The organism is Caulobacter sp. FW305-C-30-S16 (assembly GCF_058783025.1).
Genome location: NZ_JBYSYH010000001.1, coordinates 662,351 through 688,524 on the forward strand (window position 1 = coordinate 662,351; position 26,174 = coordinate 688,524).

Genomic DNA, 26,174 nt, shown 5'->3' on the forward strand with positions numbered 1-26,174 from the left:
CCTAGCCCGTCGCGAGCCGCCGTGTCGCGCGCCAGGCGCCGTACGCGAACACAGCCGCCCCGATCCAGATGAAGCCGAAGGCCAGCGCGCGCATCGGCGTGAACGCCTCACCGGAGGCGACCCCGACGAAGAACTGCAGCGTCGGCGCGATGAATTGCAGGAAGCCCAGCGCCACCAGCGGCATGCGCCGCGCGGCCCAGGCGAACAGCGCCAGCGGCGCCACGGTCAGCGGTCCGGCGCAGAGCAGCAGGACGGTGGTCCAGACGCCGTCGCCGAAATGCCCCGCGCCGGTCTTCTGCAACCAGACGACATAGGCGATGGCCGGAACCGCGAGGATCGCGGTCTCGACGAACAGGCCGGTCTGGGCGTCCGCGTTGACCTGTTTGCGGATCAGGCCATAGCCGCAGAAGCTGACCGCCAGGCCGAGCGACAGCAGCGGCGGGTGGCCGACCGCGGCGGTCTGGACAGCCACCCCGATCGCCGCCAGCGCGATGGCGGAAAGCCCAATCCGGTCGATCCGTTCGCGGAAGAACAGCGCGCCCGCCGCCATGTTCATCAGCGGGTTGATGTAGTAGCCGAGGCTGGCCTCCAGCGTGCGGCCGCTGTTGACCGCAATCACGTAGAGCAGCCAGTTGATCCCGATCAGCAGGGACGACCCGAGCAGCAAGCCCAGGGTCCGGGGCTCGCTCAGGACCCGCTTCAGCTCGGCCGTCTTGCGCGCCGCCAGCACCAGTCCCGCGGCCCACAGCAGCGCCCAGGCGGTCCGCTCGGCGGTGATTTCCAGCGGCGAGACCCCGGCCGCGCCGAGCGCGTGCATATAGATCGGGAACAGGCCCCAGATCGTGTAGCAGCCCAGTCCCGCGATCAGGGCGGCGCGGCCTTCGTCCTTCGCCGGCGGCATGGGGGCGTCTCCGGGGACATGCACCGAAGGTACGTGTCCCCCAATCGAGCGTCTGAGGGTTTGGGGGACACGTACCTTCGGTACATGTCCCCGTGTTTCCCTAGGCCAGGGCGGTCTGCTTGATCAGGCCGCGGTCGTGGAGCAGCTGGGCGATCTGCACGGCGTTGAGCGCCGCGCCCTTGCGCAGGTTGTCGGAGACCACCCACAGCGACAGGCCATGCTCGAGCGTCGGGTCGTTGCGGATGCGGCTGACGTAGACCGGGAACTCGCCCTGGATATCCTTGGCCGTCGCGTAGCCGCCGTCCTCGCGCTTGTCGATCACCACCAGGCCGGGAGCCTCGCGCAGGATCTCGCGGGCCTCGTCGTCGCTGAGGGCGTTCTCGAACTCGACGTTGACCGACAGGCTGTGGCCGACGAAGACCGGCACGCGCACGCAGGTGACGCTGACCTTGATCGCCGGATCGAGGATCTTGTGCGTCTCGTTCGGCATCTTGCGCTCTTCCTTCGTCTCGCCCGACTCGTCGTCGATGAAGGAATCGCACTGCGGGATCACGTTGAAGGCGATCTGCTTGGGGTACTTCTTCGGCTCGGGCGCGCCCAGGACGAAGACGCCCTTGGTCTGCTCCCACAGCTCGTCCATGCCCGCCTTGCCGCTGCCGGACACCGACTGGTAGGTCGAGACGACGACGCGCTTGATCTTCGCCCGGTCATGCAGCGGCTTGAGCGCCACCAGAAGGCCCATGGTCGTGCAGTTGGGGTTGGCGATGATGTTCTTCTTGCCGAAGTCCTCGACCGCGTCGGGGTTCACCTCGGGGATCACCAGCGGCACGTCCGGGTCCATGCGCCAGGCCGAGCTGTTGTCGATCACGATCGCGCCGGCCTTGCCGATCTTCTCCGACCACTCCTTGGACACGTCGCCGCCCGCGCTCATCAGCACGATGTCGACGGTCGAGAAGTCGAACTGGGCCAGATCCTCGCACTTGAGAATCTTCTCGCCGAAGGACACTTCGACACCGATGGATTTGCGGCTGGCGATCGCGTGAATCTTGTCCACGGGGAAGTTCACTTCCTCGAGGATGTTGAACATTTCACGGCCCACGTTGCCCGTGGCGCCAACAACGGCGACGCGGTATCCCATCGACGTCTCTCCTGTATTTGAATGAGCGCGGACGGTTACGCCTCCAGCGCTTGCGTGGCAAGGCAAGGAAAGCTGGCGCCGTCTTCAGGGCCCCTTTCCGGTCCGGTTCTCCACGGCGTCCGCACCGGTTCTGCACGATGGCGGAGGCGGGCGCTCGGTCAGGGCGCGGCCCTGGCCGGCCGGTAGGTGAAGTCGAAGTTCGGCGCCCAGGTCTTGCCGCCGTCCTGCGACGCCTCGCCGAACTGCCGGACGGACCCGTCCCCGGCGCGCGTGTAGGTCATCCGCACCCGCGCCGGCTGGCCGGGCGTCACCGCGCCGACCCATTCGCCGGTGAGGACCATCGCCTGGCCGGTCCAGCCGCCGGTGAACTCGACACGGCTGCCGCTGGAGTCGAGCCAGGTTTGTCGCCAGCCCGACTCGCTGACGACGTAGTTGCTGAGGCTGCCGCCCTCGCCGCCGGACAGCGGCATCCAGTTCTCGCGGATCGCGCAGCCCGCGTAGAGCCGTTCGATCAGGCTGCGGGCGACCTGCTTGTCGGAGCCCGTCGGGTAGACGTCCCATCGCCCGACCCAGAAGTCGAACTGCCGGTGCTCCGGCCTGGCGCAGGCCGGCGGAGGCGGTGGCGAGCTTTGCGCCTGCGCCACCGCAGACGGGGCCAGAAGGACGGCGGCCGCCAGGATGAGCCGGAGGGGGCCCATCATGTTCCCTTCTGGCTGATGACCCCGAAGACGACGCCGACGGTGAGGATTGCGAAGCCGGCATAGGTCATCGACGGCATGTGAAGAACGCCCTGCCCCACAACCAGGAGGCCGATCCCCGCGCCGATCAGGACGATCGCGACGGGGCCGCTTCTCGCCGGCGGCGGCGTCGGGGCGGGGTCAGACGGAGGCAGGTCGGTCATGGCTGTGGCCCTCATCAAACCCTGATCATGAGCTTCCTCAGGCTTCAGGTCGATCCTTGAACCACCGCACGCGGTAGGCGTTCATCGCCGTCTCGCCCAGCTGCTCGATCAGGCGGAAATTGACGATCGCCCCGATCGGCGCGCCGACGATCGGCAGCATCTGGGCCAGCTTCGCCAGGTCGATGTAGTCGCGGTACTCCTGCTGAAACCGGCGCCAGTCGAAATCCTCGGGCGAGGCGGCCGGCCGGCCCTCGGTCATCGCCAGATAGACCGCCTTGCGATGGTCGACGCCCGAAAAGGCCAGTTGGAAGATCGACAGGATGTAGAGCCGCTCGCGCCAGTCGCCGGCGTCGTGGCCGTAGAGGGTGGCGATCTCGAACAGCAGCTTGATCTTGATCGCGATCAGGGCAGGGAAGTCCGCGGCCGCGAGGAGGAAGCCGCCGGCGCCGGCGACGCCGCCCTCCGCGGTCGCCACGTTGCGATAGCCGGCGATGGCCTTGCGCACGCGCAGTTCCCGCTCCCGCAGCGAACCGGCGACCCGCGGCTGGCCGGTCACGAAGTCAGAGCCGGCGAGGATGCCGCGTGTCATCTGTTCGATCACCGCGGTGACGGCGGCGTGGATCTTTTCCGGGATCATCCGGTTGACCTGCATCTGCAGGCCCTTGGCCGCGCGGGCGAAGGCTGACGGCTCGGCCAGCACGCTGGCGCGCCAGGCGGCCAGCTCGGCGCGGGCGGCGGTCTCGTGGTCGGCGTCGGCGGGGGTCATGGACGCAACCTAGGTATGGCGACCTGCACTGTCATCCCGACCGGCCGCAAGCATTGGCGGACTTCGCCCTGATGTCTTGACGGTCAGTGTTGCTCCGGCGGACGGCCTGCTCAAGGACCGCCTTCGGCGGCCGCCTAGCGGCGACCCCGCGGGGGTCGTCCTTGACCAGGACGACCGGCCGGAGCGCATCATTCCATCAAGGCCAAAGGGCCCATCTACATCCGGACGAACGGGGGAGGCCGTCGCTACAGCGCCTTCAGCACCGCATCGCCCATCTCGACCGTCGACAGCTGCCCGCCGAGGTCCCGCGTCCGGGCGCCGGCGGCGAGCGCCGTTTCGACAGCGGCGAACAGACGGTCGGCTGCCGCACCCCGACCCAGCGACCAGCGCAAGGCCATCTCGAACGACAGGATGGCCGCCAGCGGATTGGCCACGCCCTGGCCGGCGATGTCCGGCGCCGATCCATGGATGGGCTCGTAGAGGCCGGGCTTGCCGGCCGCGCCGAGCGCCGCCGACGGCAGCATGCCGAGCGACCCCGTCAGCTGCGCCGCCGCGTCCGACAGCACGTCGCCGAACAGGTTGTCGGTCAGGAGCACGTCGAACTGGGTCGGCTGGCGGACCAGCTGCATCGCGGCGTTGTCGGCCAGCATGTGTTCCAGCTGGACGTCGGCGTAGTCGCGGCGGTGCAGGTCGGTGACGACCTCGCGCCAGAGCAGGCCGCTTTCCATCACATTGGACTTTTCGAGGGAGTGCACCTTGTTGCGCCGGCCGCGGGCCAGTTCAAAGGCCACCCGGCTGACCCGTTCGATCTCGCTGGTGGTGTAGACCTGGGTGTCGAAGCCGCGCCGCTGGCCGTCGGCCAGGGTCTCGATGCCGCGCGGCTCGCCGAAGTAGACGCCGCCCGTCAGTTCACGGACGAACATGATGTCGAGGCCGGCGACCAGCTCCCGCTTGAGGCTGGAGGCGTCGGCCAGGGCGTCGAAACACAGGGCCGGGCGCAGGTTGGCGTAGACGTCCATCGCCTTGCGCAGGCCCAGCAGGCCCATCTCCGGACGCTTCGAGCGATCGACGCCGGCCCACTTCGGACCACCGACGGCGCCCATCAGAACCGCGTCCGACGCCAGCGCGGTGGCGATCGCTTCCTCGGTGATCGGCGCGCCGTGGCGGTCATAGCTGAACCCGCCGAAGTCCCGCTCGTCGAGGGTCAGGTCCGGCGTCAGGGTGGCGGCCACGCGGCGCACCTGGGCGATGACTTCGGGGCCGATCCCGTCGCCGGGCAGCAGGAGCAAGGTCTGGGACATGGGTCTCTAGATGGGTTCGGGCGCACCGGCCTCGTAGAGAGACAGGTCGCGGTCGGTGATGTGAAGGTCGGGGAATACGGCGCGCCAGGCGGCCATATGAGCGGTCTGGAAGTGCGCCTTCAGCGCGTCGCGGTCACGCCAGACCTCGGTCACCCGGATCAGGCCCGGCTCCAGCAGGTCCTGCGAATAGGCGTACTCCAGGCAGCCGTCCTCGGCCCGGCTGGCGGCCATCATGGTCTCCATCGCGGGGCGCGCGATGGCGATGTTCTCCGGCGGCAGCCGGACCGTGCCGATGACCAGGATCATGCGCGTTCCAGCCACGGCCGGCTGAGCGCCGCCTTCGCCTCGAACACGTCGATGGAGACGCCGTGCTGCAGCGTCTCGCCGATCGCGTCGAGTCCCTTGAGGAGCTTGTGCTTGCGATCCTTGTCGATCTCGAAGGTGAATTTCGCGCCCGAGGGGGCGGTGACCGTCTGGGTCTCCAGGTCGACCGTGAACAGGTGGTTGCCGCCCTTGGCCTCCTCCATCAGCGCCTGCACCTCGTCGGGCTTCAGCTCGACCGTCAGCAGGCCGTTGTTCAGGCAGTTGCCACGGAAGATGTCGGCGAAGCTGGTCGAGATCACGCACTGGATGCCGAAGTCCTGCAGCGCCCAGGGGGCGTGCTCCCGCGAACTGCCACAGCCGAAATTGTCGCCGGCGATGAGGATCTGCGCGCCCTTGTAGGCCGGGTCGTTGAGCACGAAGCCGCTCTTCGGCTGGCCCTGCTCGTCGAAGCGGAAATCGTAGAACAGCCCCTTCGCGAGGCCTTCGCGATCCACCGTCTTGAGGAACTGCTTGGGGATGATCTGGTCGGTGTCGATGTTGGCCAGGGTCAGCGGCGCGGCGCGGCCATCGAGGCGGGTGAAGGGCTTCATGGGGTCACCAGGGTCTGGGTGAGGACGTTGCGGTCTACGCGGTTGACGCCGCCGGCGGCCAGCCGGATCTCGCATTCGGACCGGACGTCGAGGCCTGTCGTCAGCAGCCGGGCGATCGTCCGTCTCATCGGGCCACAATCTCCTGTGTCATGACCATCCTCTGGATCATGCGGTTGAAGTTCACGCCATCGCCGGCGTCGACATCGACCCTGATCTCGCAGTCCGCCGTGGCCGTCAGGCCGGTGGCGAGGTCGATCTCGTAGCGGCAGCTGTCGACCCGTTCGAAGGTGAAACGCTCCAGCGCCGCCTGGGACATGGCCCTGCCATTTCGGGAGGTGACCAGCGCCATGGTGGACCTGATCACCGCGCGGGCCGCTTCCGGATCGACGGTCTGCTTCCAGATCACCACCGATCGACCGGCCGGCGTGCGCTCGCGCTCGAGCAGGATGGTGTTCACCGATGTGATCAGGTCGCCGCCGAGCGGATTGCCCACCTCGCCCCGGTAGGTCAGCGTCTTGCCCGGCTTGAGCACATAGCCCTGCGGATAGCTCAGATAGGTTTGCGGCAGCAGGAAGCTGATCGCGGCCGTTTCGGCGGACAGCGAGGTCATCGCATTGCCCAGCAGCGTGCGCGTCTGCGCAGGCATGTTCAGCGTGGTCGTCTCGCGGACCGTTTTGCGAATGCCCTCGGCCACACCGGGCCAGTTCTCGATGGCTGTCGGCGACAGGGAGCCTTCCGTTCGCCAGGCGATCTGGCCGGCCAGCAGCATCGCGGCGGCCTCGACCGGCGGCTCTCCGGTGGATTGGGTGTCCAGGCTGGTCATCTGAACCCGGTATCCGTCGCCGGTCGCCGTGGCGTCGGCGCGATAGGTCTGGTCCAGGGTCCAGGTGCGCGTACCGGCCGGCTGGGTCTGGGTTCCGCTGCGTTTGACAGTCACCGCCAGGACGAACCGGTCCGGCAGGTCCAGCGCCTCGATCGCCGGGGGCGCCGACATGGCCGGCGCCGCGCGCGCCACCGTTCCGCCCAGCAGGACCAGGGCGGCCGCCAGGACAGTCAGCGCGGGCGCGGACTTCATCCCGCCGGCCCGATCACCAGGGTGGGCACGCCGCCCGGCGCGTCGCGCACCGTGAACACCGACGTACCCGGCTTGCGCCCGGCCCGGACCTCCGACACATCGGCCCCTGCCGCCTTGAGCCGGGCCTGGGCGGCGGCGACATCGGCCACGCGCCAGGACAGGCCCCAGGGCGCGTCCGGACCGTCCGACACGCCGGCCTTGAGGCTGTGGGCCACCTCGACGACCAGGTCGCCGAGGCGGAAGAACATCAGCCGCGTGCCCCAGTCGGGGTTCGAGCGATCGAGCTTCATGTCGAGGCCGAGCCGGGCGCCATAGAGGGCCGCCGCGCGCTCGGGGTCGGGCGTATTGACGACCACGTGGTCCAGGCCGGTGACCGGCGCGTCCCCGGCCTCCGCTTCAGGCCATGGCGTGGCGTCGGGCCGGTTCTCGACGAGGATCAGGTTCGCGCCGTGCGTCGATTTCGTGCGCAGGGCGGCCGTCGCCCAGCTGCGGGTCGCGCCGGTCTCGGGGTTGGTCGAGACCTCGGCCCGCTCGTAGGTCGGGATGCCCAGCCGGTCGAGGCGCTTGCGCTCCGCCGCCAGGTCCGGGGTGCTCAGCGACAGCGCCCACAGCCCTTCGCCGTGGCTGGCGATCCGGGCGCGGATGCCGTCCCCGACCGGGCCGTCGCCCGTGGGGGCGATGACGTCCAGCGCCGTGTTGCCCAGCTGGAACCAGACATGGCTGGCCCCGTGCATCGTGCCGCGCCAGTTGGGCGTGCGTCCGAACAGGCGGCTGTAGCCGGCCTCGGCGGCGTCCAGGTCGTTGACGACCATGGCGATGTGGTCGAGGGCGTTGATGGTCACAGGAAGTCCCTCACATCCACGATATGGCCCGCGATGGCCGCCGCCGCGGCCATGGCCGGGCTCATCAGATGGGTGCGCCCGCCACGGCCCTGACGGCCCTCGAAATTGCGGTTGCTGGTCGAGGCGCAGCGCTCGCCCGGCGCCAGGCGGTCGGGGTTCATGCCCAGGCACATCGAGCAGCCCGGCTCGCGCCAGTCAAAGCCGACGGCCTTGAAGATCGCGTCCAGGCCCTCTTCCTCGGCCTGTTCCTTCACCAGACCGGAACCCGGCACGACCATGGCCTTCACATGGTCGGCGACCAGACGGCCCTCGAGGAAGGCCTGCTGGGCCACGGCGGCGGCGGCGCGCAGATCCTCGATCCGGCTGTTGGTGCAGCTGCCGATGAACACCCGGTCGATGCGGGCCTCGGTGATCGGCTGGCCGGCGGTCAGGCCCATGTAGTCGAGCGCCCGCTCCACGGCGGCCTTCTTGTCCGGGGTGTCGTAGGTCGAAGGATCGGGCACATTGCCGGTGATCGGCACGACGTCCTCGGGGCTGGTGCCCCAGGTCACGGTCGGGGCGATCGACGGTCCGTCCAGCACCACCTCGCGGTCGAACAAAGCGTCGGGATCGGTGAACAGCGTCTTCCAGTAAGAGACCGCCATCTCCCAGGCGGCGCCCCTGGGCGCGGAGGGCTTGCCCATCAGATAGTCGAACGTCGTCTCGTCCGGGGCCACGAGGCCGGCGCGGGCGCCGCCCTCGATGGTCAGGTTGCAGAGGGTCATACGGCCCTCCATCGAAAGATCCCGTACGGCCTCGCCGGCGAACTCGATCACGTGACCCGTGCCGCCGGCGGTGCCGATGACGCCGATGATGGCCAGGGCCATGTCCTTGGCGGTGACGCCGGCGCCCAGCTTGCCGTTCACCGTCACCCGCATGTTCCTGGACTTCTGCTGGCGCAGGGTCTGGCTGGCCAGGACGTGCTCGACCTCGCTGGTGCCGATGCCCTGGGCGAGGGCTCCGAAGGCGCCGTGGGTCGAGGTGTGGCTGTCGCCGCAGACGATGGTCATGCCCGGCTGGGTGCGGCCCTGCTCGGGCCCGACCACATGGACGATGCCGTTGCGGATGTCGCCCATCGGGAAGAACTCGATACCGTTGTCGGCGACGTTGCGGGCCAGGGTCTGCAGCTGCAGCCGGGCCTCCTCGTCGGCCACCGCGCCGACGCCCAGCGCCTGACCCTCGGTCGGCACGTTGTGGTCGGCCACCGCCAGCGTACGGTCGGGGCGGCGCACCTTGCGACCCTCGGCGCGCAGCCCGGCGAAGGCCTGCGGCGTGGTCACTTCGTGGATCAGGTGCAGGTCGATGTAGAGGATCGCCTCGCCGGCGTCCTCCGCCACCAGGTGAGCGTCCCAGATCTTGTCGTAGAGCGTCTTGCCAGCCATGGGCGGCATGTAGGGCGAGGCCTGCCCTTTCGTCTAGTCCGGCAGCCTTTCCGTGGGCATGATCTTGCCCATGAGCACACAGTCCCTCACCGGCGGCTGCCATTGCGGCCAGCTTCGCTACACGGTCACGGCGGAGCCGCTGAACGTGATGATCTGCCATTGCGACAGCTGCAAGAAGGTCACCGGCCAGCCCTTCTTCGCCCGCGCCGTCTTCCCGTCGAACGCTGTCAGCGTCACGGGCGAGGTGAGCCACTATGCCTCGTCCAGCGAGATCACCCGGCGCTTCTGCCCGATCTGCGGCGCGACCGTCTTCGCACAGCGCCGGACCCTGCCGGACCGCCTGTCGGTGACGTTGGGCAGCCTCGACGATCCGGACGCGCTGCCGCCCACGGCCCATATGTTCGCGGGGCGAATGGTCGGCTGGCTGACGCTCGACGACGGCCTGCCCCGCCATGAGGAATTCCCGCCGCCCGCGTGACAGCCACGCCGTTTCATGCGGTTCTGCAGACGTCCAGTTTAAGGGAGTCGCCGTCGTGAAACGCAGAACCTTTGTCAGCGCCCTGGCGCTCGCCCTGCCGGGGGCCGTGGCGCTCGGAAGCGCGCGGTCGGCGCTCGCCCTGTCGCCCGAGCCGCAGGATCAGCAGCTGCTGACCTTCCTCGACGCGGCGTTCGACGAGGCGGCGGCGCTCAGCCCCCAGACGTTGACGGGCCTGGGCCTCAAGGCCGACTACGACAAGCTCGACGACTACACCGACGCCGCCGCCCAGAAGCGGCTGGCCTTGGCCGAGCGTCAGCTTGCGCAGATGACGTCGCGCTTCCGGCCCGAATCCCTCAGTCCGGCCGCCCGGCTGTCCTTCACCCTGTTCGCCCGCCAGGTGACGCAGCAGCGCGAGAGCTACCGCTGGCGGCTCCACGGCTACATCGCCAGCGTCAACGGCAGCCCGGCCGGGTCGATCCCGGTGTTCATGATCAACCAGCACCGGATCGACACCCTCGCGGACGCGGAGGCGTATATCGCCCGCCTTCGGGAGGTGAAGCGGGTGATGGCCGAGGTCAGTGCAGCCCTGAAGGCGCGTCAGGCCGCCGGTATTGTCGCTCCCGCATTCACCTTCCCGCCGGTCGAGGCCGATACGCGCAAGGTGATCACCGGAGCGCCGTTCGACGATGGTCCTGACAGCGCGATCCTCTCCGACTTCAAGTTCAAGGTCATGGCCCTGAAGACCGACCTGGTCGAGAAGGATGTCCTGATCGCGGACTGCGCCATGGCGCTGAGGGGCCCGTTCCGCGAAGGCTATGAGCAGTTCCTGGCGACCCAGGCGGAGATCGCGAAGGCGGCGACGACCAGCAACGGCGCCTGGGCCCTGCCGGACGGCGGCGCCTACTACGCCAACCGCCTCAAGGTCTCGACCACCACCAGCCTGACCGCCGACGAGGTGCACCAGATCGGCCTGGACGAACTGGCCCGCATCCAGGGCGAGATGCGCGAAATCATGGCCAAGGTCGGCTTCACCGGCTCGCTGCAGGCCTTCTTCGCCGAGCTGAAGACCAATCCGAAATTCCAGTATCCGAACACGCCGGAAGGCAAGGCGGCCTATCTGAAGGACGCCACGGCCTTCGTCGACCAGGCCATGAAGGCCGGGCCGTCCTGGTTCCTGCGCCTGCCCAAGGCGGCGCTGGAGGTTCGGGCGGTGGAGGCCTGGCGCGAGGCGACCGCCTCGATCGCCTTCTACAACCGGCCCTCGCCGGACGGGAAACGGCCGGGCATCTACTATGTGAACCTGTCGGACATGACCCAGGTGCTGAAATCCCAGATCGAGGGCATCAGCTACCACGAGGGCGCGCCGGGCCATCACTTCCAGATCGCCCTGGCCATGGAGACCGAGGGCCTGCCGAAGTTCCGCAAGTTCGGCGGCTATGGCGCCTACTCCGAGGGCTGGGGCCTCTACGCCGAGCGGCTGGGCAAGGAGATGGGCTTCTACCAGGACCCCTATTCCGACTTCGGCCGGCTCTCGACCGAGGCCTGGCGGGCGGTGCGGCTGGTGACCGACACGGGCCTGCACCACAAGAAGTGGACCCGAGAACAGGCCATCGTCTTCTTCCGCGAGAACACCCTGCTCAGCGAGCGCGACATCGTGAAGGAGGTCGAGCGCTACCTCTGCAATCCGGGCCAGGCGACCAGCTACAAGATCGGCGAACTGCGGATCATGGCGTTGCGGGCGAAGGCAAAGGCGGCGTTGGGGGCGAAGTTCGACATCCGCGCCTTCCACGACGCGGTCCTGCGCGACGGCGCCCTTCCGCTGGACGTGCTGGAGCTGCAGGTGGAGGCGTGGATCTCCGCGCAGGGCTGATCCCGTTGTAAATCCTCCCCGCGTCGCGGGGAGGATTGACCTAAGGGCGCCATTGAAGCCCCTTCACGCCCGCCGCATCATCTCATCGAACGCGCCCTCCGAGCGCGACGGGAGACGCGCATGACCGACGAGACCGTCACTTACGAGGTCGCCGACAACATCGCGACCATCACCCTCAACCGGCCGGCGCAGCGCAATGCGCTGAACTGGGACGCCTACGCGAAGCTCGAGCAGTACCTGCGCCGGGCGGTGACCGACACCGAGGCGCGCTGTGTGATCATCACCGGCGCGGATCCGGCCTTCTGTTCCGGCGACGATGTGCGGGAGATCATGGCCGGGCCGAAGGCCGTGTCGGCCGACACCACCCCCGTCGTGCGCCACAAGCCCACCCCGGCGGCCATGGCGGCGCTGGAATGCGACAAGCCGCTGATCGCCGCGGTAAACGGCGCGGCCATCGGCTGGGGCATGGAGCTGGCGCTCTACGCCGACATCCGCATCGCCTCGGAGCAGGCGAAGTTCAGCGAGATGTTCATCAAGCGCGGCCTGGTCTGCGACGTGGGCGGCTTCTATCGCCTGCCGTCGATCGTCGGCCCGGCGAAGGCCGCCGAGCTGCTGTTCACCGGAGATGTCATCACCGCCCAGGAGGCGCTGCGCATCGGTCTGGTCAGCGAGGTGACGCCGCACGCCGAGCTGCTGCCGAAGGCCCGGGCGCTGGCCGCCCGTATCGCGGTCAACCCGCCGCTGGCCCTGCGCTACATGAAGGAGGGCCTGCGCCGCGGGACCTACGGCGATCCGCGCGACCTCGGCGGCTGGGCCATCGAAACCATCCGCGCCCTGATGAAGACCGAGGACCACAAGGAAGGCGTGGCGAGCTTCCTGGAAAAGCGCGAGCCGGTGTTCAGGGGGCGGTAGCGATCGGGGACATGTACCGAAGGTACGTGTCCCCCAATCGAGCGGCTGGTTTAGGGGACATGTACCTGCGGTACATGTCCCCGCGCCGCCTCACCCCGCCGGCCATTGCGACAGGATCGTCTGCGCGTCGAAATAGTCGCGCCAGTAGGTGATCTTGCCGTCCCGCACCTCGAACACGCCGGTCACCGGCAGCTCGACCCACTTGTCGGCGAGGCGGTGACGGTCGAGCCGCTCGAGGAAGACCACCGGTCCGTCCGAAGCCTCGCGCAGGATCTGGAAGTCGTTCTCCAGCGTTGGCGCGAAGAAGGGCTCGAGCACAGCCCGGATGCCGGCCGGGCCGTGCACCGTGCCGAGCGGCGGCGGGTTGGTGTAGGCGCAGTCGTCTGCCACGAGCTTGAGCCCCGCGTCATAGTCCAGCGCCTCCATGGCTTTCAGAAACTGGCGAACGGTCTCGACGGGGGATCGGGTCATGGGGCGCTCCGGTGTGATGTCGCGCAGGATCAGCACCGGGGGTCATCGCCGCAATTACCTGGCGGGTAATCCGGGGGGCGAAGGGGGCATGTACCGCAGGTACGTGTCCCCCAATCGAGCGGCTGGTTCCGGGGATGCGTACCTGCGGTACATGTCCCCGGAACGAAAAAGCCCCGGACCTTTCGGGTCCGGGGCTCAATCAACTCAGCAGAGACCGGAGGAGTCCTACTCCTCGGCGGCGCCGGCTTCCTTGCGGGCGGTCTGGCGCTCGGCGATGCGGGCCGACTTGCCGCGACGATCGCGCAGGTAATAGAGCTTGGCGCGACGGACGACGCCGCGACGCTTCACTTCGATGCTTTCGATCATCGGCGACATGATCGGGAACACCCGCTCAACGCCTTCGCCGAAGCTGATCTTGCGGACGGTGAAGCTCTCGTGGAGGCCGGCGCCCTGACGGGCGATGCAGACGCCTTCGTAGGCCTGGACGCGCTCGCGCTCGCCTTCCTTGATCTTCACGTTCACCCGGACGGTGTCGCCCGGCTGGAAATCGGGGGTGGTGCGGAGGGCGGCGAGGCGTTCGCTCTCGGCCTTCTCCAGTTCCTTGATGATGTTCGCGGCCATCGGTCAGTCCTTCATTTTCGTTGGGCTTAAACGCCCTTTGGTTGTCGGTTGGCGAGGTGGCGGTCCCAGAGATCGGGCCGTTGCTCGCGGGTCGTCGTCTCACGCATCTCCTGCCGCCACGCCGCGACCTTCTTGTGGTCGCCGCCCAGCAGCACCTCGGGAATGTCGAGCCCTTCGAACGTCCGCGGCCGAGTGTACTGCGGATGCTCGAGGAGACCGTCCTCGAAGCTTTCTTCACTCAGTGAGGCCGCCTGACCGAGCACTCCCGGAACCAGACGAACGCACGCCTCGATCGCCACCATCGCCGCCGCCTCGCCACCGGCGAGAACCGCGTCTCCGACGGAGACCTCCTCGAACCCCCGGGCGTCGAGCACCCGCTGGTCCACCCCTTCGAACCGGCCGCAGAGGACGATGATCCCCGGCGTCGCGGCCCACTGTTTCACCCGCGCCTGGGTCAGGGGCCGACCCCGGGCGCTCATGTACAAAAGCGGCCGTCCCGCGACGTCGACACTGTCGAGAGCCGCCGCGATCACGTCCGCCTTCATCACCTGTCCAGGACCGCCACCCGCGGGGGTGTCGTCGAGGAAGCCGCGCTTATCCTTGGAAAAGGTCCGAATGTCCACTGTTTCAAGGCGCCACAGGTCCTGCTCGCGCCACGCCGTGCCGATCAGCGACACGCCGAGCGGCCCGGGAAAGGCCTCCGGGAACATGGTCAGGACGGTTGCGGTGAACGGCATGGGCGGCGTCTTAGCCGGTGGAGGCCCGATTGCCTACCGGCGGGCCGACCTACTCCGCCTTGTCCCTCAGGTCGAAATGCATCTGCTCAGCGAAGTCGGGGAAGGGCGGCGCGGGCCAGGCCAGGGTCGACATCTGCTTGACGATGCACTGCGCTACCGGATGGTCACTGCTGGACTGCAGGGCGTCGAACCTGCCGTCCCGGTAGCTCAGCACCAGCGTGAACACCGGCAGATCGGCGGGCTTGGGCCGCGGCGCGCAGGTATCGAGTATCCGCGGGATGTTCGGCCCCAGCCACGGGTACAGAACGCCGGCGCGGTACTGCATGGCCCCGTTGTCGGTCCGCTCGTACCGCTCGGCGCGTTCATAGGCTTCGGCGTAGGCGAGGCCGGCCGCCGGCGGGAGCGGCGTGGCCAGCGTCACGGACGAGGCGGCGGCGAGGATCAGCAGCACAGGGCGGTCTCCGACAGGCGCGGCAGACTGCCTTGCCGGATGTGGCGCGGGCAAGGCGACTTGCCCGCATTCTCCGCCGGGCCTATTCGATCGTTATGCAAGAGACTGAAAACCTGATCGAGACCCTGGCGCTCGAACGCCTCGAGATGAACCTGTTCCGCGGCGTGTCGCCCAATGACGGCTTCCCGCGGATTTTCGGCGGGCTGGTCATCGCCCAGGCGCTGATGGCCGCCTACGAGACGGTCGAGGACCGGGTCTGCCACAGCCTGCATGCCTATTTCATCCGTCCCGGCGACGTCTCCATTCCGGTGATCTACGAGGTCGATCGTTCGCGCGACGGCGGCACCTTCACCACACGCCGCGTGATCGCGATCCAGAACGGCAAGCAGATCTTCAACCTCGCCGCCTCGTTCCAGGTGGCCGAGGAGGGGCTCGACTACCAGTCGACCATGCCGGCCCATCCGTCGCCGGAGTCGGTCTCGACCGAGATGGAACAGGCCCTGGCCGACAACAAGGACATGCCCGCGGCGATGATCGAGCACATGAAGCGCCGCCCGGTCGAGGTGCGCTGGCCCGATCCCCAGAACATGTTCAAGCCGGTGCCAAAGCCGCCGCGCAAGCAGGTCTGGCTGCGGGCCAAGGCCCCGATCGGTGACTCGATCAAGCTGCAGCAGGCGGCGCTCGCCTATGCCTCGGACATGGCCTTCATGGAGACCGCCCTGCGGGTCCATGGCCTGACCTGGCGCACCCGGGGGATGCAGTCGGCGAGCCTCGACCACGCCATGTGGTTCCACCGTCCGACCAACTTCAACGAGTGGCACCTGTTCGACCAGGACTGCCCGTCGACCTCGCAGGGACGCGGCTTCATCCGGGGCGAGATGTACACCCAGGACGGCGTGCTGGCGGCCTCGGTCGCGCAGGAATGCCTTATGCGGGTGAAGGTCTAGCGGCAGGGGACACGTACCTTTGGTACATGTCCCCGTCACACCAGCCGCCGGCTCGCGGACAGCGCGCGGCGGTAGGCCAGCAGGAACGCGTCCTGGTCGCTGAGGATCACGGCCCGTCCGGCCATCCGCAGATCATAGGCCAGCGCCTGGGCCGCCAGCGGCGTGTCCCGGGCGGTGAGAACGAACACCGGGTTTTCGGCATACAGGGGGCCGTCCAGCGCAGGCGTCGCCCGGCCCGACCAGCGGGTCAGGACGCCGCCGTCGGGACCGCGCCGGATGTTGGCCATGGGAATGGGGCGCCGGGACAGGTGCCCGAGCAGCAGGGCGTCCGGCGCGCCGCCGTCGTGGGTCCTCAGGTCGAGGATCAGCGCCTTGCACTCCATCAGATCCACCAGCGCCTCGATGAGTCCGGACGCGCACAGGGTCTTCGGATTCAGGTAGCCGATGTCGCCCGGTAGCCGCCGGACGGCGTCTCCCGCGTCGAGCGTCGGCAGGCCGGGAAACGCCGGGGCCAGGGACGGCATGGGCGGCGCCGAGAGCACGACGACCGACGGCGCGCTCATCACGCCTGTGGCGGCGAAGTCCAGGTGTTCGGGGTTTCTCACGGCGCGTCTCCTCTCGTTGGGAACACGCTAGGCCGGGCTTCCTGAACGCCACTGGGCGACCGTTGTTGTCTGAGCTTCATGTTGGCGAAGGTCACGTCTCTTCGCCGGCCATGCCAGTTAAAGGCAGGTCATGACCTATTCTTCATCCGGCCGGAGGGGACATATACCGAAGGTACGTGTCCCCTAATCGAGATTCAGCGGCGGTTGGATTTGGGGGACACGTACCTTCGGTACATGTCCCCATCCCTAGGCCTCATCCGCCACGACCTCGGTGGGGATCACCACGACCACCCTGCCGGCGGCGATGTCGACCGTCGGGACGGTCTCGCGGGTGAAGGCGAGGTACCAGGTCGGGCCGCCGGCGGCCGGGGTGATTTCGAGAATGTCGCCGGCGCCGAAGTCCTGCACCGACTTGATCGCGCCGAGGGTCTCGCCCTCCGCGTTGATAACCGACAGGCCGATCAGGTCGGCCAGGTAGAATTCATCGTCCTCCGGCGCGGGCAGGGCCTCGCGCGGGATGAACAGGCGCAGGCCGCGCAGCGCATCGGCCTGCTCCTTGGTCTCGACGCCCTGGCAGCGGCAGACGATGCCGCCCTTGGCGTCCCGGGCCGACAACACGGTCAGTCCGGGCGAGCCGTCCTGGCGCTTCAGCTCGCGGAAGCGGGCCAGCGCCAGGGGCTCTTCGGTGAAGGCGGTGATCCGCACCTCGCCCCGGACGCCGAAAGCGCCCGCGACACGGCCGACAGCGATCATGCGGTCGGCCGCCATGCAGGTTAGCCTTCGGCCTTTTCTTCGGCAGCGGCTTCTTCAGCAGCCGGAGCTTCTTCAGCAGCAGCTTCCGGGGCGGCTTCTTCAGCAGCGGCTTCCACCGGAGCGGCTTCCTCGGCGGCCGGCGCTTCGACTTCGGGCTCGGGTTCCGGGGCCGGCGGATTGGCGGCCAGCTCGGCGGCGGCGGCGGCGCGGTCGGCTTCACGCTGGGCGCGTTCAGCGGCGCGCTCATCGGCCTTCTTGCCCGGCTTGCCCTTGGTCGGGTTGTTGCCGTGGGCCCACTGGCCGATGCCTTCGGCGGCGAGGAAGCGCGCGACGCGGTCGGTCGGCTGGGCGCCCTTGGCGATCCAGGCCTGGATCGACTCGAGCTTCAGCGTGACGCGCGGGGTCGGGCCGTCCTTCGGCAGAAGCGGGTTGTAGGTGCCGACCTTCTCGATGAAGCGGCCGTCGCGGGGCGAGTGGCTGTCGGCGACGACGATCGAGTAGTAGGGGCGCTTCTTGGCGCCGCCACGGGCGAGACGGATCTTCAGCATTTTCGGTAGTCCTCTGGTCTGATCTTATTTCTTGAAGGGGTTGAAACCGGGGGGCAGGGTGGGGCCGCCGCCGAGGCCCGGAAGGCCGGAACCAGCGCCGCCGAGGCCGCCCTGGAGTTTCTCGAGCTGCTGGCGCAGCTGTTCGGGATCGGGCTCGGCCATCTTGCCGCCGCCGAGGCTCTTCAGCCGGTCGCCGCCGCCGCCGATGCCGAGCATCTGGGCCATGCGGGCCATGCCGGCGCCGCCGTTGCGGGTCATCATTTTCATCGCGTCGGCCATCTGCCGGTGCTGCTTCAGCAGGCGGTTGACCTCGGCGACGTCCACCCCGGCGCCGGCCGCGATGCGGCGCTTGCGCGAGGCGGCCAGGATGTCGGGCTTCTTGCGCTCGGTCCTGGTCATCGAGCCGATGATCGCGCGCTGGCGGCGGATCATCTTGTCGTCCATGCCCGCGTCCGCGATCTGCTGCTTCATCTTGCCGACGCCGGGCAGCATGCCCATCACGCCCTGCAGGCCGCCCATGCGTTCCATCTGGGCCAGCTGGTCGGACATCATCTCCAGGTCGAACTGACCCTTGGCCAGCTTGCGGGCGGTGGCCTCGGCCTTGGCGTGGTCGAGCTCGGTCGCGGCCTTTTCGACCAGCGCGACGATGTCGCCCTGACCCAGGATGCGGCCGGCCACGCGGCGGGCGTCGAAGACCTCGAGGGCGTCGACCTTTTCGCCGGCGCCGAGGAACTTGATCGGCAGGCCGGTGACGGCCCGCATCGACAGGGCCGCGCCGCCGCGTCCGTCGCCGTCGGCGCGGGTCAGGATCAGGCCGGTCAGCGGCAGGCGTTCGTGGAACGCCTTGGCAGTGCGTACGGCGTCCTGGCCGGTCAGGCTGTCGGCGACCAGCAGGGTCTCGGTCGGCGAGGCGATCTGCGCGATCTGCGCCGCCTCGGCCATCATCTGCTCGTCCAGCGTGGTGCGGCCGGCGGTGTCGAGGATCAGGACGTCATAGCCGCTGAGCTTCGCCGCCTGCATCGCGCGCTTCGCGATGTCGGTCGCCGACTGGCCGGCGACGATCGGCAGGGTGTCGACCCCGACCTGCGTCCCCAGCAGCGCCAGCTGCTCCATGGCGGCGGGACGGCGCGTGTCCAGCGAGGCCATCAGGACCTTCTGGCGCTCCATCTTGGTCAGGCGCAGCGCCAGCTTGGCCGAGGTGGTCGTCTTGCCCGAGCCCTGCAGGCCGGCCATCAGGATCACCGACGGCGGGTTCAGCGCCAGTTGCAGGCCGACGGGCTGTTCGCCGCCGAGCATCTCGACCAGACCGTCATAGACGATCTTGACCACCTGGTCGGCCGGCCGGATCGAGCGGATCACCGCCTCGCCGAGCGCGTCCTCGCGGGCCTTGCTGATGAAGTCCTTGACCACCGGCAGGGCGACGTCGGCCTCGAGCAGGGCGACGCGAACCTCGCGCAACGCCTCGTCGATATCCTTTTCACCCAGAACGCCGCGACCGGAGAGCCGGTCGAAGACGCTGCCAAGTCGTTCTGTAAGGCCGTCGAACATGCCGTTCTGAACCGCTAACCCAGGTCGAAAGCCCAAACGCAATTCGCCCCCGTGGACGATCACGTCGACGGGGGGCCTCGCCGCCCTCGTCCCATCCTGAAGTCCGGTTGGGGGTCGTGGCGGTGGAGGGCGCTGAACTGCATCTGCGCCGGAAGGCGGGCCTTATGAGGGTAAAGGGCCGCGAAATCAAGTCTGACGGGGACATGGACGCAGGCCCATGTCCCCGCAGCGGGGTCAGGCGCCCGGCGGAACCGGGAAGCCGCGGTCGCGCATCAGCGCGCCGATCTTCGGATCCCGGCCCCGGAAGGCGCGGAACTGATCGGCCGGGTCGGTGCTGTTGCCGCGCGACATGATCTCGTCGTGCAGCCGCTTGGCGACCACCTTGTCGTAGAAGCCGCCGGGGGCTTCCTTGAACGCCTCGGCGCAGTCGGCGGTCAGGGTGTCCGACCACAGATAGCTGTAGTAGCCGGCCGAATAGCCGTCGCCGGAGAAGACGTGGCCGAACTGCGGGGTGCGGTGACGCATCACGATCTGCGGCGGCATCTTCAGCTTGCCCAGCTCCTCGCGCTCGAACGCGTCCGGATCGATGTCCACGTTGCCGGCCAGGTGCAGCTTCATGTCGATCAGGGCGCTGGCGAGGTACTCGGTCGTGCCGAAGCCCTGACCGAACTTGCTGGCCTTCTCGATCTTGTCGACCAGCGCCTGCGGGATCGGCTTGCCGGTCTGGTAGTGCAGGGCGAACTGGTTGAGCACCTGCGGCGTCGACAGCCAGCGCTCGTTGAGCTGGCTGGGGAACTCGACATAGTCGCGGGCCACGTTCGTGCCCGAGACGCCCGGATAAGAGACATTCGAATTCAGGCCGTGCAGGGCGTGGCCGAACTCGTGGAACAGGGTCTCGGCGTCATCCCAGCTGATCAGCACGGGCTCGCCCGGCGCGCCCTTGATGAAGTTGGAGTTGTTGCTGACGATGGTCTTCACGTCCTTCCGGAACCGCTCCTGGTTCCGGTAGGCGTTCATCCAGGCGCCCGACCGCTTGCCCTCGCGGGCGTAGGGATCGAAGTACCAGAGGCCGACCAACTGGCCGCCGCGGGTGACTTCCCAGACGCGAATGTCCTCGTGATAGACCGGCAGGCCGTCGACCTGCTTGAAGGTGAAGCCGTAGAGCTGGCCGGCGGCCCAGAACATGCCTTCGCGCAGCTTCTCCAGTTGCAGGTAGGGCTTCACCTCGTTCATATCGAGGTCGTACTTCGCCTTGCGGACCTTCTCCGCATAGAAGCGGTAGTCCCAGGGCTGGATCTGGAAGCCGCCCTTCTCGGCGTCGACGATCGCCTGCATCTCGGCCACGTCGTTGGCGACCTGTGCGATGGCTGCAGGCCAGACGGCCTCCATCAGGGCCATGGCGTTCTCGGGGTTCTTGGCCATGGCGTTCTCGAGACGCCAGTGGGCGTGGGTCTTGAAGCCCAGCAGATTGGCCCGCTCCACCCGCAGCTTCAGGATCTTGCTGATGATGGCGTTGTTGTCGGTCGCGCCGCCGTTGTCGCCGCGGTTGACGAAGGCCTTCCAGACCTTCTCACGCGTGCCGCGCACGGGCGAATAGGTCAGGTAGGGGTCCACGCTGGAGCGGGTGTTCACGATGATGAACTTGCCGGCCAGCTTGCGCTGGGCGGCGCTCGAGGCGGCGTTGGCCTTCAGCCCGTCGGGCAGGCCGACGAGATCGGCATCCGACAGTTCGATGTAGGTTCCTTCGTCGGCCAGCAGGTTCTGGCTGAACTTCGTGTAGTGCCCGGCCAGTTCCTCGTTGATGGCCGCCACGCGGGCCTTGGCCGCAGCGTCCAGCTTGGCGCCGGAGCGGACGAAATTGGTGTAGTAGGTCCAAGTCAGCCGCTGCTGCTCGGGCGTCAGCTTCGCCTTGTCGGGCGAGGTGTAGACCGCCTCGATGCGGGCGAAGAGCTTCTCGTTCTGGGTGATCTTGTCGCCGAAGGCGGCGAAGCGCGGGTCGAGCTCGGACTCGACCGCCTGGAATTCCGGCGTGCTGAGGTTGCCGCCCCAGATGCCGTAGAAGGTGTAGTAGTCGCTGAGCATACGGCCGGAGTCTTCCATCGCCGCGATGGTGTTCTCGAACGTCGCCGGCGCAGGATTGGCGGCGATGGCGTCGATCTCGGCCAGGTTCCTGTCCATCGCCTCCTGCGCGCCCGGCAGGAAGTCGCTGACCTTGACCTTGTCGAAGGCGGGCACGCCGCCATAGGGCCCGGTCCAGGGCTGGACCGTGGGGTTGGCCGACGTCGCGGCGACGGCGCGACCGGCGACCGTGGTCAGGGCCGCGGCGGCCGCGGATGTGGCGAGAAAGGTTCGACGATGCACTGCAGGGTTCTCCCGGGAGGTCGGTTTGCCGGGACCCTATCCCCCTTTTGACCTGCACGTCACATGAACGGCCTGTAATGCGGCGCATGGACGCCTCGCAGGCAGGGCGCTAAAGGCGAATTCATGTCCATTGGCGTCTTCGATTCCGGCGTGGGCGGCCTGTCCGTCCACCGTGCGCTCGTCGAGCGGTTCCCGTCCGCCGACTTCGTCTATCTCGCAGACCAGGCCAACGCGCCCTATGGCGGCCGGCCCGGCGAGGAGATCGTCGATCTTACGAAGGCCGGCTGCATTCGCCTGTTCGAGGCGGGCGCCAGCCTGGTCGTGCTGGCCTGCAACACCGCCTCGGCCATCGCCCTGCGGCGTCTGCAGCAGACCTGGCTGCCGGGCTATCGTCGCGAGACCGGGCGTCAGCTGAACGTGCTCGGCATCATCGTTCCGACCATCGAGGCGGCCACCGGCCTGCCCTGGGAGCACGAGGCCGACCGGCGCGGCGAGCAGGTGACCAAGGTCGATATCCTCGGCGTCTTCTCCACGCCGGGCACCGCCGGCAGTCGGGTGTTCGAGATCGAGATCGACAAGCGCAAGCAGGACCTGGCGGTGTTCTCCGAACCCTGTCCGAACCTCGCCCGGATGATCGAGGAGAACGCCGACCGCGAGACCCTGGCCAAGGAGATCGCCGGGCATGTCGACGCCCTGCGTCGCCGCATCGGCCGTCATCCTGATCGGGCGGTGCTGGGTTGCACCCATTATGAGATCGTCGCCGACCTGTTTCGCGACGCCCTGCCGCCCGGCACGCCGCTGATCCACCAGCCGGACGCCACGGCCGAGGCGCTGGGCCGCTACATGGAGCGGCACCCGGAATACGTCGCCGGCGGAACCGGGCAGCGTCGCTTTCTGACGACCGGAACCCCGGGTCCCCAGAACGGCCTCGTCGCCGCCTTCTGGGGCGCGCCGCTGGTGCTCGAGGCGGCCTGAAGAACGCTATCCCCGGCGTCCGACCCTAGGCCGCCGCCGCTTCCCCCGCGATCACGCGGCTGACCGCATTGACCACGGCCGCGATGCGCAGCGCCGCCTGGATGGCGGTGTTGGGCATGCCGTGCTTCTTCAGTTCGGCCTCGTGGGCGTCCAGGCACATGCCGCAGCCGTTGACTGCCGAGACGGCCGTCGACCAGAGCTCGAAATCGACCTTCTCGACGCCCGGGTTGGCCAACAGGTTCATCCGCAGGCGCGCGGGCAGGGTCGCGTACTCCCGGTTCTTCATCAGGTGCAGCGCGCGGTAGTAGACGTTGTTCATGCCCATGATCGCCGCAGCGCCCTTGGCGGCGGTGAGCGCTTCCTCGGAGAGGCCGGCCGCGCGGGCGGCGGCCTCGATGTTGCGCACCACGGCGGGCGTGCCGACAGCGTGCGCAGAGGCGACGAACGCGCCCCACTTCTGCTGGTCGGTCAGCAGCGTCTCGCCGGCCAGCGAGGACAGGTTGAGGCTCAGATCCTTGGCGTAGGCGGGCAGCGCCTCACGCAGGGCGTCGAGGGACATGGCGTTTCTCGTGTGTCTGGAAAGAGAAGCCGGGAGCCCCGCGCCAGCCGGAGGGGCTGAGCGCGCGCGGGGCTCCCGGTCGACGCGGCCCTGGGGGGCAGGGGCCGCGTGTTCGGAGCTGGCCTTTAGGCGGCCAGGTCGAGGGTGTCGCCGCCGACCGAGCGGTTGCAGGGGCACAGCTCGTCGGTCTGCAGCGCGTCGAGCACGCGCAGGGTGTCGGCGGGCGCGCGGCCCACGTTCAGGTTGGTGACATAGACGTGCTGCACGACGCCGTGCGGGTCGACCACGAAGGTGGCGCGCTGGGCGACGCCCTCTTCCTCGTCGAGCACGCCCAGGGCGCGGGCGAACTTGCCGCTGTTGTCGGCGAAGCTCCAGATCGGCAGGTTGTGCAGATCGGCGTGTTCACGACGCCAGCCGAGCTTGCTGTGCTCGTTGTCGGTCGAACCGCCCAGCACGACCGTGTCACGGTCGGCGAATTCCTTGTTCAGGCGGGCGAACTCGGCGATCTCGGTCGGGCAGACGAAGGTGAAGTCCTTCGGATAGAAGAAGATGACCTTCCACTGACCGGCGAAGCTGTCGTTGGTCAGGGTCTCGAACGCGCTCTCGCCGTTCTCCTCGTGCCGCATGAAGCCGGGCTTCACGCCGACGATCTTGAATTCCGGAAGCTTGTGACCAACGCCGAGCATACTGAGAGTCTCCTGGATCGAATGAGGACCGGACGCCGCGGGGAGGCGGGGTGTCGTCCGGCTGTGAGGGGGTAGATAGGCGGCTCGGCCCCATAGGGCCAATTGATTGTTCTTGCCGGGTCGATAGGGAAAATCATTGTCACCCGATGCGGGTCTCCATGATGACGCCACCGTGGAGACCGTTCCTTGCGATCAGATCAGGTCGAAGCGGTCCGCGTTCATCACCGTCGTCCAGGCGGCGACGAAGTCGTGGACGAACCGCTCGCGGCTGTCGTCCTGGGCATAGAGTTCGGCATAGGCCCGCAGGACCGAGTTCGACCCGAAGACCAGATCCACCCGCGACGCTGTCCACTTCACGGCGCCCGTCGCCCGGTCGCGGACCTCGTACAGGTTTTCGGCGACCGGCCGCCAGGTAAAGGCCATGTCGGTCAGGTTGACGAAGAAGTCGTTGGTCAGCACGCCCTCGCGGTCGGTGAACACGCCGGACTTCGCGCCGCCGTGGTTGGCGCCCAGAACGCGCAGGCCGCCGACCAGCACGGTCATCTGGGGCGCGGTCAGACCCATGAGCTGGGCCCGGTCGAGCAGCAGTTCCTCGGCGCTGACGGCGTAGTCCGCCTTCAGCCAGTTGCGGAACCCGTCCGCGAGCGGCTCCAGGACAGAGAAGGAGTCGGCGTCCGTCATCGCGTCCGTCGCATCGCCGCGCCCGGGGGCAAAGGGCACGCTGATGTCGAAGCCGGCGGCGCGGGCCGCCTGCTCGACGCCGATATTGCCGGCCAGCACGATGACGTCGGCGAGGCTCGCGCCCGATTGCGCCGCGATCGGCTCGAGCACCGACAGCACCCGGGCGAGGCGTGCCGGCTCGTTGCCTTCCCAGTCCTTCTGGGGCGCAAGGCGGATCCGGGCGCCGTTGGCGCCGCCGCGCATGTCGGACCCGCGGAAGGTGCGGGCGCTGTCCCAGGCGGTGATGACCATGTCGCTGATCGAAAGGCCGCTGGCGGCGATGCGCGCCTTGACCGCGCCCACGTCATAGCCGGTCGCGCCGGCCGGAACCGGGTCCTGCCAGATCAGGTCTTCCGCCGGCACATCCGGCCCGACGTAGCGCGCCTTCGGACCCATGTCGCGGTGGGTCAGCTTGAACCAGGCGCGGGCGAAGACCTCCGAGAAATAGGCCTGGTCGTCGCGGAAGCGCTCCGAGATCGCCCGATAGACGGGGTCCTTGATCATCGCCATGTCGGCGTCTGTCATGATCAGTTTGCGGCGGATCGAGGGGTCCTCGACATCGACCGGCCGGTCCTCGTCCGCCAGGTCGACCGGCTCCCACTGCCAGGCGCCGGCGGGGCTCTTCTTCAGCGCCCAGTCGTACTTGAACAGCAGGTGGAAGTAGCCGTTGTCCCAGCGGGTCGGGTGGGTGGTCCACGCGCCTTCGAGGCCGCTGGTGACCGTGTCGCGACCAATGCCGCGACCGGTCTTGTTGAGCCAGCCGAGACCCTGATCCTCGACCGGACCGCCTTCGGGGGCCGGCCCCAGCAGGCCGGCGTCGCCGTTGCCGTGCGCCTTGCCGACCGTGTGTCCGCCGGCGGTCAGGGCGACGGTTTCCTCGTCGTCCATGGCCATTCTGGCGAAGGTCACGCGGACGTCCTGGGCTGTGCGCAGCGGGTCGGGCAGGCCGCCGACGCCCTCGGGGTTGACGTAGATGAGGCCCATCTGGACCGCCGCGAGCGGGTTCTCCAGGCTGTCCCGCTCATCGCCCTGATAGCGATCCGCGCCGAGCCATTCCTTCTCGGCGCCCCAGTAGATGTCCTTCTCCGGGCGCCAGATGTCCTCGCGGCCGAAGCCGAAGCCGAAGGTCTTCAGACCCATCGACTCATAAGCGATCGTGCCGGAGAGGATGATCAGGTCAGCCCAGCTGATCCGGTTGCCGTACTTCTTCTTGATCGGCCACAGCAGGCGCCGCGCCTTGTCGAGGTTCGCATTGTCCGGCCAGGAGTTCAGCGGCGCGAACCGCTGGTTGCCGGTTCCGCCGCCGCCGCGTCCATCCGCGAGCCGGTACGAGCCCGCCGCGTGCCAGGCGAGGCGGATCATCAGGCCGCCATAGTGACCCCAGTCCGCCGGCCACCAGGCCTGGCTGTCTGTCATGAGGGCGTGCACGTCACGCTTCAGGGCCGCGACGTCGAGCTGGGCGAGCGCGTTGCGGTAGTTGAAGGCCTCGCCGAGCGGATTGGTGCGGGTGTCGTGCTGGTCGAGGATGTCCAGGTTCAGGGCGTTCGGCCACCAGTCAGCGGTCGCGGCCTGAGCGGTCGTATTGCCGCCATGCATCACCGGGCATTTGCCGGCGGCAGGGTTGATGGTGTCCATTGTGGGCATCCCGTCTCGAGTCTGGTTTCGCGGATGGC

General features: G+C 68.4%; 29 protein-coding genes. 5 read left to right on the plus strand and 24 right to left on the minus strand.

Features of this window, described 5'->3' with window-relative positions:
• Position 1: 1 nt before the first annotated feature.
• The 12 genes from rarD to leuC form a co-directional block, all read right to left on the minus strand.
• On the minus strand, positions 2-901 hold the full coding sequence (rarD, locus tag AC3WJT_RS03195) for an EamA family transporter RarD (protein WP_492341614.1): 900 nt from the start codon (positions 899-901) through the stop codon (positions 2-4).
• Between the two features lie 100 nt (positions 902-1,001).
• Positions 1,002-2,039: an aspartate-semialdehyde dehydrogenase gene (locus tag AC3WJT_RS03200; RefSeq protein ID WP_492341615.1), complete on the minus strand. Its 1,038-nt coding sequence runs from the start codon at positions 2,037-2,039 to the stop codon at positions 1,002-1,004.
• 158 nt (positions 2,040-2,197) lie between these two features.
• Positions 2,198-2,740 (minus strand): hypothetical protein, encoded by a 543-nt coding sequence (locus AC3WJT_RS03205; protein WP_492341616.1) that lies wholly within the window; start codon positions 2,738-2,740, stop codon positions 2,198-2,200.
• Complete coding sequence (locus AC3WJT_RS03210) at positions 2,737-2,940, minus strand: hypothetical protein (protein ID WP_492341617.1); 204 nt, start codon at positions 2,938-2,940, stop codon at positions 2,737-2,739. Before AC3WJT_RS03210 ends, AC3WJT_RS03205 begins: the two co-directional genes overlap by 4 nt.
• A 37-nt stretch (positions 2,941-2,977) precedes the next feature.
• A complete protein-coding gene (locus AC3WJT_RS03215) occupies positions 2,978-3,706 on the minus strand; it encodes an EcsC family protein (RefSeq protein ID WP_492341618.1) in 729 nt (242 codons plus the stop codon).
• Between the two features lie 245 nt (positions 3,707-3,951).
• Positions 3,952-5,007: a 3-isopropylmalate dehydrogenase gene (gene leuB, locus AC3WJT_RS03220; RefSeq protein WP_492341619.1), complete on the minus strand. Its 1,056-nt coding sequence runs from the start codon at positions 5,005-5,007 to the stop codon at positions 3,952-3,954.
• A gap of 6 nt (positions 5,008-5,013) precedes the next feature.
• On the minus strand, positions 5,014-5,313 hold the full coding sequence (locus tag AC3WJT_RS03225; protein ID WP_492341620.1) for a putative quinol monooxygenase: 300 nt from the start codon (positions 5,311-5,313) through the stop codon (positions 5,014-5,016).
• Positions 5,310-5,921, minus strand: coding sequence for a 3-isopropylmalate dehydratase small subunit (gene leuD / locus AC3WJT_RS03230; RefSeq protein WP_492341621.1), 612 nt, complete (start codon positions 5,919-5,921; stop codon positions 5,310-5,312). Before leuD ends, AC3WJT_RS03225 begins: the two co-directional genes overlap by 4 nt.
• Positions 5,918-6,049: a hypothetical protein gene (locus AC3WJT_RS03235; protein ID WP_492341622.1), complete on the minus strand. Its 132-nt coding sequence runs from the start codon at positions 6,047-6,049 to the stop codon at positions 5,918-5,920. Before AC3WJT_RS03235 ends, leuD begins: the two co-directional genes overlap by 4 nt.
• Positions 6,046-6,996, minus strand: coding sequence for a hypothetical protein (locus tag AC3WJT_RS03240; protein ID WP_492341623.1), 951 nt, complete (start codon positions 6,994-6,996; stop codon positions 6,046-6,048). Before AC3WJT_RS03240 ends, AC3WJT_RS03235 begins: the two co-directional genes overlap by 4 nt.
• On the minus strand, positions 6,993-7,838 hold the full coding sequence (locus AC3WJT_RS03245) for a VOC family protein (protein ID WP_492341624.1): 846 nt from the start codon (positions 7,836-7,838) through the stop codon (positions 6,993-6,995). Before AC3WJT_RS03245 ends, AC3WJT_RS03240 begins: the two co-directional genes overlap by 4 nt.
• Positions 7,835-9,259: a 3-isopropylmalate dehydratase large subunit gene (leuC, locus tag AC3WJT_RS03250; protein WP_492342366.1), complete on the minus strand. Its 1,425-nt coding sequence runs from the start codon at positions 9,257-9,259 to the stop codon at positions 7,835-7,837. The genes AC3WJT_RS03245 and leuC overlap by 4 nt, the downstream gene beginning before the upstream one ends.
• A gap of 70 nt (positions 9,260-9,329) precedes the next feature.
• On the opposite strand from leuC, the gene AC3WJT_RS03255 reads away from it, so the two are divergent.
• The 3 genes from AC3WJT_RS03255 to AC3WJT_RS03265 all read left to right on the plus strand — a co-directional run bounded on the left by AC3WJT_RS03255 (position 9,330) and on the right by AC3WJT_RS03265 (position 12,519).
• Positions 9,330-9,737 carry a GFA family protein gene (locus tag AC3WJT_RS03255; RefSeq protein ID WP_492341625.1) on the plus strand — a complete coding sequence of 136 codons (408 nt, stop codon included), beginning with the start codon at positions 9,330-9,332 and terminating at the stop codon, positions 9,735-9,737.
• Positions 9,738-9,792: 55 nt separating this feature from the next.
• Entirely contained in the window at positions 9,793-11,607 is a 1,815-nt protein-coding gene (locus AC3WJT_RS03260; RefSeq protein WP_492341626.1) for a DUF885 domain-containing protein, read from the plus strand.
• 120 nt (positions 11,608-11,727) lie between these two features.
• Positions 11,728-12,519: an enoyl-CoA hydratase/isomerase family protein gene (locus AC3WJT_RS03265; RefSeq protein WP_492341627.1), complete on the plus strand. Its 792-nt coding sequence runs from the start codon at positions 11,728-11,730 to the stop codon at positions 12,517-12,519.
• A gap of 90 nt (positions 12,520-12,609) precedes the next feature.
• Here AC3WJT_RS03265 and AC3WJT_RS03270 read toward each other — a convergent pair whose 3' ends face one another.
• The 4 genes from AC3WJT_RS03270 to AC3WJT_RS03285 all read right to left on the minus strand — a co-directional run bounded on the left by AC3WJT_RS03270 (position 12,610) and on the right by AC3WJT_RS03285 (position 14,799).
• Positions 12,610-12,990, minus strand: coding sequence for a limonene-1,2-epoxide hydrolase family protein (locus AC3WJT_RS03270; protein WP_492341628.1), 381 nt, complete (start codon positions 12,988-12,990; stop codon positions 12,610-12,612).
• 225 nt (positions 12,991-13,215) lie between these two features.
• Complete coding sequence (rplS, locus tag AC3WJT_RS03275; protein ID WP_492341629.1) at positions 13,216-13,611, minus strand: 50S ribosomal protein L19; 396 nt, start codon at positions 13,609-13,611, stop codon at positions 13,216-13,218.
• Positions 13,612-13,637: 26 nt separating this feature from the next.
• Complete coding sequence (gene trmD, locus AC3WJT_RS03280; protein WP_492341630.1) at positions 13,638-14,348, minus strand: tRNA (guanosine(37)-N1)-methyltransferase TrmD; 711 nt, start codon at positions 14,346-14,348, stop codon at positions 13,638-13,640.
• Positions 14,349-14,397: 49 nt separating this feature from the next.
• Entirely contained in the window at positions 14,398-14,799 is a 402-nt protein-coding gene (locus AC3WJT_RS03285; protein WP_492341631.1) for a hypothetical protein, read from the minus strand.
• A gap of 95 nt (positions 14,800-14,894) precedes the next feature.
• On the opposite strand from AC3WJT_RS03285, the gene AC3WJT_RS03290 reads away from it, so the two are divergent.
• Positions 14,895-15,746 carry an acyl-CoA thioesterase gene (locus AC3WJT_RS03290; protein WP_492341632.1) on the plus strand — a complete coding sequence of 284 codons (852 nt, stop codon included), beginning with the start codon at positions 14,895-14,897 and terminating at the stop codon, positions 15,744-15,746.
• A gap of 35 nt (positions 15,747-15,781) precedes the next feature.
• Here AC3WJT_RS03290 and AC3WJT_RS03295 read toward each other — a convergent pair whose 3' ends face one another.
• From AC3WJT_RS03295 to AC3WJT_RS03315, 5 genes are all read right to left on the minus strand, one after another.
• The gene (locus AC3WJT_RS03295) at positions 15,782-16,351 is read right to left on the minus strand and encodes a S41 family peptidase (RefSeq protein ID WP_492341633.1); all 570 of its coding nucleotides are present in this window, start codon (positions 16,349-16,351) and stop codon (positions 15,782-15,784) included.
• Positions 16,352-16,597: 246 nt separating this feature from the next.
• On the minus strand, positions 16,598-17,119 hold the full coding sequence (gene rimM, locus AC3WJT_RS03300; protein ID WP_492341634.1) for a ribosome maturation factor RimM: 522 nt from the start codon (positions 17,117-17,119) through the stop codon (positions 16,598-16,600).
• Between the two features lie 5 nt (positions 17,120-17,124).
• Positions 17,125-17,652, minus strand: coding sequence for a 30S ribosomal protein S16 (gene rpsP, locus AC3WJT_RS03305; RefSeq protein ID WP_492341635.1), 528 nt, complete (start codon positions 17,650-17,652; stop codon positions 17,125-17,127).
• 24 nt (positions 17,653-17,676) lie between these two features.
• The gene (ffh, locus tag AC3WJT_RS03310; protein ID WP_492341636.1) at positions 17,677-19,200 is read right to left on the minus strand and encodes a signal recognition particle protein; all 1,524 of its coding nucleotides are present in this window, start codon (positions 19,198-19,200) and stop codon (positions 17,677-17,679) included.
• A gap of 234 nt (positions 19,201-19,434) precedes the next feature.
• A complete protein-coding gene (locus tag AC3WJT_RS03315) occupies positions 19,435-21,561 on the minus strand; it encodes a M3 family metallopeptidase (protein ID WP_492341637.1) in 2,127 nt (708 codons plus the stop codon).
• Positions 21,562-21,684: 123 nt separating this feature from the next.
• On the opposite strand from AC3WJT_RS03315, the gene AC3WJT_RS03320 reads away from it, so the two are divergent.
• Positions 21,685-22,536: a glutamate racemase gene (locus AC3WJT_RS03320; protein WP_492341638.1), complete on the plus strand. Its 852-nt coding sequence runs from the start codon at positions 21,685-21,687 to the stop codon at positions 22,534-22,536.
• Positions 22,537-22,561: 25 nt separating this feature from the next.
• Here AC3WJT_RS03320 and ahpD read toward each other — a convergent pair whose 3' ends face one another.
• The 3 genes from ahpD to katG form a co-directional block, all read right to left on the minus strand.
• Positions 22,562-23,095 carry an alkylhydroperoxidase, AhpD family gene (gene ahpD / locus AC3WJT_RS03325; RefSeq protein WP_492341639.1) on the minus strand — a complete coding sequence of 178 codons (534 nt, stop codon included), beginning with the start codon at positions 23,093-23,095 and terminating at the stop codon, positions 22,562-22,564.
• Between the two features lie 125 nt (positions 23,096-23,220).
• Entirely contained in the window at positions 23,221-23,781 is a 561-nt protein-coding gene (locus tag AC3WJT_RS03330; protein ID WP_492341640.1) for a peroxiredoxin, read from the minus strand.
• A gap of 192 nt (positions 23,782-23,973) precedes the next feature.
• Positions 23,974-26,145 carry a catalase/peroxidase HPI gene (gene katG / locus AC3WJT_RS03335; RefSeq protein WP_492341641.1) on the minus strand — a complete coding sequence of 724 codons (2,172 nt, stop codon included), beginning with the start codon at positions 26,143-26,145 and terminating at the stop codon, positions 23,974-23,976.
• Between the last annotated feature and the right edge of the window lie 29 nt (positions 26,146-26,174).

Bases quoted from the DNA above. Each gene is read 5' to 3' on its own strand.
- ffh (WP_492341636.1), bottom strand. From the start codon at position 19,200: ATGTTCGACGGCCTTACAGAACGACTTGGCAGCGTCTTCGACCGGCTC.
- AC3WJT_RS03320 (WP_492341638.1), top strand. From the start codon at position 21,685: ATGTCCATTGGCGTCTTCGATTCCGGCGTGGGCGGCCTGTCCGTCCAC.
- trmD (WP_492341630.1), bottom strand. From the start codon at position 14,348: ATGCCGTTCACCGCAACCGTCCTGACCATGTTCCCGGAGGCCTTTCCC.
- AC3WJT_RS03225 (WP_492341620.1), bottom strand. From the start codon at position 5,313: ATGATCCTGGTCATCGGCACGGTCCGGCTGCCGCCGGAGAACATCGCC.
- AC3WJT_RS03205 (WP_492341616.1), bottom strand. From the start codon at position 2,740: ATGATGGGCCCCCTCCGGCTCATCCTGGCGGCCGCCGTCCTTCTGGCC.
- rplS (WP_492341629.1), bottom strand. From the start codon at position 13,611: ATGGCCGCGAACATCATCAAGGAACTGGAGAAGGCCGAGAGCGAACGC.
- AC3WJT_RS03210 (WP_492341617.1), bottom strand. From the start codon at position 2,940: ATGACCGACCTGCCTCCGTCTGACCCCGCCCCGACGCCGCCGCCGGCG.
- AC3WJT_RS03330 (WP_492341640.1), bottom strand. From the start codon at position 23,781: ATGCTCGGCGTTGGTCACAAGCTTCCGGAATTCAAGATCGTCGGCGTG.
- AC3WJT_RS03265 (WP_492341627.1), top strand. From the start codon at position 11,728: ATGACCGACGAGACCGTCACTTACGAGGTCGCCGACAACATCGCGACC.
- leuD (WP_492341621.1), bottom strand. From the start codon at position 5,921: ATGAAGCCCTTCACCCGCCTCGATGGCCGCGCCGCGCCGCTGACCCTG.
- leuB (WP_492341619.1), bottom strand. From the start codon at position 5,007: ATGTCCCAGACCTTGCTCCTGCTGCCCGGCGACGGGATCGGCCCCGAA.
- AC3WJT_RS03290 (WP_492341632.1), top strand. From the start codon at position 14,895: ATGCAAGAGACTGAAAACCTGATCGAGACCCTGGCGCTCGAACGCCTC.
- AC3WJT_RS03255 (WP_492341625.1), top strand. From the start codon at position 9,330: ATGAGCACACAGTCCCTCACCGGCGGCTGCCATTGCGGCCAGCTTCGC.
- AC3WJT_RS03215 (WP_492341618.1), bottom strand. From the start codon at position 3,706: ATGACCCCCGCCGACGCCGACCACGAGACCGCCGCCCGCGCCGAGCTG.
- ahpD (WP_492341639.1), bottom strand. From the start codon at position 23,095: ATGTCCCTCGACGCCCTGCGTGAGGCGCTGCCCGCCTACGCCAAGGAT.
- AC3WJT_RS03235 (WP_492341622.1), bottom strand. From the start codon at position 6,049: ATGAGACGGACGATCGCCCGGCTGCTGACGACAGGCCTCGACGTCCGG.
- rpsP (WP_492341635.1), bottom strand. From the start codon at position 17,652: ATGCTGAAGATCCGTCTCGCCCGTGGCGGCGCCAAGAAGCGCCCCTAC.
- rimM (WP_492341634.1), bottom strand. From the start codon at position 17,119: ATGGCGGCCGACCGCATGATCGCTGTCGGCCGTGTCGCGGGCGCTTTC.
- leuC (WP_492342366.1), bottom strand. From the start codon at position 9,259: ATGGCTGGCAAGACGCTCTACGACAAGATCTGGGACGCTCACCTGGTG.
- AC3WJT_RS03200 (WP_492341615.1), bottom strand. From the start codon at position 2,039: ATGGGATACCGCGTCGCCGTTGTTGGCGCCACGGGCAACGTGGGCCGT.
- katG (WP_492341641.1), bottom strand. From the start codon at position 26,145: ATGCCCACAATGGACACCATCAACCCTGCCGCCGGCAAATGCCCGGTG.
- AC3WJT_RS03270 (WP_492341628.1), bottom strand. From the start codon at position 12,990: ATGACCCGATCCCCCGTCGAGACCGTTCGCCAGTTTCTGAAAGCCATG.
- AC3WJT_RS03240 (WP_492341623.1), bottom strand. From the start codon at position 6,996: ATGAAGTCCGCGCCCGCGCTGACTGTCCTGGCGGCCGCCCTGGTCCTG.
- rarD (WP_492341614.1), bottom strand. From the start codon at position 901: ATGCCGCCGGCGAAGGACGAAGGCCGCGCCGCCCTGATCGCGGGACTG.